General features: G+C 39.1%; 6 protein-coding genes. 3 read left to right on the forward strand and 3 right to left on the reverse strand.

What is annotated here, in order from left to right:
* Positions 1 to 4 precede the first annotated feature (4 nt).
* The gene (locus OEZ61_RS08285) at positions 5 to 97 is read left to right on the forward strand and encodes an IS3 family transposase (RefSeq protein WP_080719905.1); all 93 of its coding nucleotides are present in this window, start codon (positions 5 to 7) and stop codon (positions 95 to 97) included.
* 42 nt (positions 98 to 139) lie between these two features.
* On the opposite strand, the gene OEZ61_RS07765 is transcribed toward OEZ61_RS08285, so the two are convergent.
* Positions 140 to 1,996: an FAD/NAD(P)-binding protein gene (locus OEZ61_RS07765; protein ID WP_263506509.1), complete on the reverse strand. Its 1,857-nt coding sequence runs from the start codon at positions 1,994 to 1,996 to the stop codon at positions 140 to 142.
* A 122-nt stretch (positions 1,997 to 2,118) separates the two neighbouring features.
* Here OEZ61_RS07765 and OEZ61_RS07770 point away from each other — a divergent pair, with 122 nt between their 5' ends.
* A complete protein-coding gene (locus OEZ61_RS07770) occupies positions 2,119 to 2,448 on the forward strand; it encodes a hypothetical protein (RefSeq protein ID WP_034531427.1) in 330 nt (109 codons plus the stop codon).
* A gap of 37 nt (positions 2,449 to 2,485) precedes the next feature.
* On the opposite strand, the gene OEZ61_RS07775 is transcribed toward OEZ61_RS07770, so the two are convergent.
* On the reverse strand, positions 2,486 to 2,995 hold the full coding sequence (locus OEZ61_RS07775) for a YbhB/YbcL family Raf kinase inhibitor-like protein (RefSeq protein ID WP_263506508.1): 510 nt from the start codon (positions 2,993 to 2,995) through the stop codon (positions 2,486 to 2,488).
* Between the two features lie 11 nt (positions 2,996 to 3,006).
* Positions 3,007 to 3,468 (reverse strand): hypothetical protein, encoded by a 462-nt coding sequence (locus OEZ61_RS07780; protein ID WP_263506507.1) that lies wholly within the window; start codon positions 3,466 to 3,468, stop codon positions 3,007 to 3,009.
* A 132-nt stretch (positions 3,469 to 3,600) separates the two neighbouring features.
* On the opposite strand from OEZ61_RS07780, the gene OEZ61_RS07785 reads away from it, so the two are divergent.
* On the forward strand, positions 3,601 to 4,464 hold the full coding sequence (locus OEZ61_RS07785) for an NAD(P)-dependent oxidoreductase (protein WP_034531431.1): 864 nt from the start codon (positions 3,601 to 3,603) through the stop codon (positions 4,462 to 4,464).
* The last annotated feature ends 157 nt before the right edge of the window (positions 4,465 to 4,621 follow it).

The following is a 4,621-nucleotide window of genomic DNA, read 5'->3' on the forward strand; positions in this document are numbered from 1 at the left end:
ATATATATCTTATTACAACAATTATCGTATAAAACAAAAACTGGGAGGAATGTCACCGGTTGAATACCGGATCAATTCCTCCCAGAAAATAGCATAACCATCTTCCAATTTTAGGGGTTCAGGTCAATGGCCTTTTTGTTTACATGTAAATGGTTGGGTTTTCAACAGGGATGTCTAATAGCCCTTTTGCGATATCGTCTCCGGCACGTAGGATTGAATCATTTACACCTGGTCGAGGAATGGCTGAGGTAACGAAGTATAATCCTTCGGTATTTAATCCCCATGTGTATAAGTTTGGTTGGCCGACCACTTGATCAGTCTTAATATCGATATCCACAGATGAGTTATCCACTGTTTCACCATCAGATAAGGTGATTGGAAGTGGCTTGATTAAGCCTTTGTCCATCATGCTAGTGATAACAGGGTTTGCGGAAACCTTGGTAACAGGAGCATTGGTACGTGCTTCGATTAAAGCATCACCGTGGATAATTTCTTCACCGTAGAATGCTGAACGGGTGATGAACTTGTGGTTGGCACCGATGACTTGCATTTGAGGACCGATAATCTTGACGATACCAGCATCCATCAATGCTAAAATTTCTTGGCTTCGAATTGCTGGAGCACCTTGGGATAGGAACTTCATGTCAGAAGAGAAACGTCCTAGGTACTTGTGCACTAAATCATCGTTTGTGAATAAGTGATTGGATAAGATGTAACGAATGTTGTCACGAAGATCACGTAACATTTCTAGTGAACCGATGACAGGACCGGTCTTAGAGCCTAGTAGGGCGTCGTCAATCATTTCTTTTAACCAAGTCTTGATGTGTTTTTGATAGTTATCCAGTGTGGATATCTTTACGCCAGCGACTGGGTTTAAAATCTTATCCCAATCAAAGACTTCTTCAGTTGGTAGGTGGTAACTACCGATTAAAACGTTGTGGTTGTCAGTTTCTATGAACTTCTTTTGGAAGTCTTCAACATCAATTTCGGGATGTTTTAGACTGAATAAGAAGCTGTAGTAACGATATTCAATGTCCAATCTTAATAACATGTGGAAATCTTCAAAGGAAATGTGACCATCCTTTAGATGTTTATCCACATTTTCGTTGGTTAAAAAGACTGCTGGATAGTTTTCATTGAATGCCTTTTGACTAATTGCCTTAGGATAGTAAGGTACCCCACGTCTAGAACCAGCGTAAATAGTAGGTTCATCACCTGAGGCGTGGTAGGTTAAGGTGTCGTCACCGTTGTCGGTAAAGTATCCACCGCGACCTTCGGTTAGACGGGATACGAAGTCATTAAAACTAAGACCCATTCCACGGATAATCACATTTTGATTACTGGTGATTGTTGATAAGTCTGCCTCATCAGCTTCACCGGGTAGAATGTAGGTTAGACCGTAGTCCTTAGCGTATTTTTGCAGTGATTCTTGGTCTTTGGTTAACTTGTTTTCTTGTTGACCTAGACTGAATACTAGCTTATCAACAGGGTAATCCACATCACCCACAGATACGACGAAAGAATCGTCCTTGACCTTTTCGACGTTATCCACATTTTGGTTGAAGTGAACATCCAAGTTGATGCTGTCATTGTCCTTGATTTGTTCAACTAATTGTTGGAAGAACCATTGGCAGTATGCACCGCAAATGGCACGAGGCACGTAACTTCTGTCGTTAATCTTATCGACAGCTGTTAGTAACTCGTCTTTGTTATCAACATCGAGACTGTTGATAAATTTGTTTGAGATATCTGATTGGCACCATTCTGAGACACTTAGTGCGTCTTCTTGTCCATCATCGAATAATGAAAGTTCATTGGCAGGGGTATTCATAATTAGACTAATTGGTTGTTTGACTTTCCAGACACGGCCACCTGCAACGGCACGGTCGAAAAGATGAATTGTTAAATTGTCATGATCAGATGATTCAAAGTTTTGAATCAAATTGTTAAGCATTAACAGACCACGAGGGCCTGCACCGATAATTCCGATTTTCATTTCGAACACTCCTTTATAATAAGATAATAACATGATTGAAAAAGTGATTTCATTTTTAACGCATTATTTTCTAAAAATGATTATGGATTATGATAAAATAATAGCTAAGGATGGTGTTAATAATGAGTGAATTAATTCCAGAAAACATGGACGAAGTAAAATTAAAGATGGCTCGTATGTTAATCGACGGACACAAGGTAACCGAAGAAGAAGTAATTTTCCAAGCGGTTGCAGATTTATTCCAAGATTACCTAGAAGAAGCAGAAGAAGGTCACTACGACACTTCTAAGCTTGCTGATGATGGAGTAACTTTCACAGTTACCGGTATTAGTGGTCGTCAAATTGCTGAATTTAAATCAAATGGAGAAAGCTTTGTTGAGGACTTCAGAAAAGACGCATTAGACTTGTGTTTTAGACTAGAAGACGAAGCCCAACGAATTGCTCGACTATAAAAATAAAAAGCGTTGCCAAATCGGCAGCGCTTTTTTATTAGTTTTCAACAGGTAAATCGACTTTTACTTGTTCGATAATGTGACCATCAATGTTATGAAGTAGTTCGTTGTACCAGAAGCCATCCTTGAAGTTTAGTTTTTGGTCTAACGCATAAACTGTCAATGTGTAGTCATGAACACCACTTGGTGGTTTAGGGCCCATGTACTTATGACTGATAGGTTGATCACCTAGGTTATAGATGTGACCGGCTGAACTGTTGTTACCTTGAGCCCAATGTAATGGATTTTCTTGACTGGCGTTTTCAGGAACCACCACGTCCTTACCATCTAGCCCAGCGACTAACCAGTGAATCCATTCAAAACCACATACGGGAATTGAATCTAAATCGGTTAGCGCAAAGGCGATTTCCTTGGTGTCGGCAGGCACATCCTCAATTGAGAAGGGAAATGATACGACTGGAAAATCGTTTTGCTTAAATTCCTCAGCTGCATGACGAGTGTACTTGTCTGGTAGACGGTTGTTGTCTAACTTAACGTTTACTTTCATGAATATTCCTCCTATCTAACGAATTTTAAGATGTAATAACCTTGTGAATCGGCTGAAACGGTATAGGTTTGATAACCAGCCTGAATCCATTGACTTTGTGTTGCCTTAGCGTAGTTTTGCGCATCAGCAACGGAACTGAAGATGTGAGTACCATCAAACATAGTTTTCTTCTTTGATTGATTTGATGGGTTACTCTTATTTTGGTTATTCTTACTTTGTTCGGATGTGTTTGATTCATCCGTACTTGAACTACTTTGATTACTTGATTGAGTCATCTTAGTGGTTTGATTGTCATGGCTGCTAGTGAAGTAGGTAACGGCTTTTACCCCGCCTAAGATTAGTGCTGCCACAACGACGATAAAGATAATAATTGGCCAAATGTGATTTGAATTTGACTGATTATTTTCGGAGTTCATAAATGTATCATCGAAAGTATATTTACGAATACGGTTGTCATTGTCACCATTATTCATAATAATAATCCTCCATTCGGAAAAAAGATTTACATATCTATTATAACAAATATTGGACCTGATAGGAATTAAGCTAAATGTTTGAAGATATCGATAAATAGCTATAGTGTTTTATTTAAGGAGGGATGAAACATGACAATTGGATTTATCGGAACCGGTGTAATGGGTTCCTCAATGATTAATAATTTATTGAAAGCTGGATATGAGGTAAACGTATTTAACCGTACCAAGGCGCACGCACAAAGCGTAATCGATAACGGAGCTAAGTGGTTAGATACGCCTGAACAAATTGCTCAATCTTCAGATGTTGTGATCACAATTGCTGGTTTCCCTGATGATGTAAAAGAAATTTACTTTGGTGATAACGGATTATTTAAGGGTGCAGATTCAGACACTATCTTGATTGATTCAACTACTTCAACACCAAAATTAGACGAAGAAATCTTTGCTGAAGGACAAAAGAAGGGTATCGAAACATTGGATGCACCAGTATCCGGTGGTGACGTCGGTGCCAAGAATGGTACCTTAACCATCATGGTCGGTGGTAATCAAGAAACCTTTGATAAGGTCAAACCAATTCTAGATACTATGGGCGGCCAAGTGAAACTATTTGGCGGTGCCGGTAAGGGTCAACATACTAAGATGGCAAACCAAATCATGATTGCCGGTACTATGACTGGGATGGTCGAAATGTACGAATACGGTAAGGCTGCCGGATTGGACTTAGCTTCAATGATGGACACTGTTTCAAGTGGTAGTGCTGACAACTGGAGTCTAGATAACTATGGCCCACGTGTATTGAAGGGTGATTTTAAGCCAGGCTTTTCAGCTAAGCACTTCTTGAAGGACTTAAGAATTGCCTTACAAGGCGCTGAAGAAATGCACATTGACTTACCAGCTACTAAACTAGCTAAACAACTATATGACAAGATGGTGAATGATTATCAATTAGGTGATGACGGAACCCAAGGCCTTGTCAAAATTTACGAAAAATAAGCAAAACAAAAAGAAGGCATCGATTGATGCCTTTGAACTGAACCCCTTGAGTTGGAGAAATCTAACCTAAGGGGTTCTTTTATGTTTTCTAAAGAATTAAAATTAGCTGCCATTAAAGATTATTATAATGGTTTAGGATTTACAAAAATTATTAATA

This window comes from Apilactobacillus sp. EABW-1NA (genome assembly GCF_030398685.1).
GTDB lineage: Bacteria > Bacillota > Bacilli > Lactobacillales > Lactobacillaceae > Apilactobacillus > Apilactobacillus waqarii.

Bases quoted from the DNA above. Each gene is read 5' to 3' on its own strand.
- OEZ61_RS07765 (WP_263506509.1), bottom strand. From the start codon at position 1,996: ATGAAAATCGGAATTATCGGTGCAGGCCCTCGTGGTCTGTTAATGCTT.
- OEZ61_RS07770 (WP_034531427.1), top strand. From the start codon at position 2,119: ATGAGTGAATTAATTCCAGAAAACATGGACGAAGTAAAATTAAAGATG.
- OEZ61_RS07775 (WP_263506508.1), bottom strand. From the start codon at position 2,995: ATGAAAGTAAACGTTAAGTTAGACAACAACCGTCTACCAGACAAGTAC.
- OEZ61_RS07780 (WP_263506507.1), bottom strand. From the start codon at position 3,468: ATGAATAATGGTGACAATGACAACCGTATTCGTAAATATACTTTCGAT.
- OEZ61_RS07785 (WP_034531431.1), top strand. From the start codon at position 3,601: ATGACAATTGGATTTATCGGAACCGGTGTAATGGGTTCCTCAATGATT.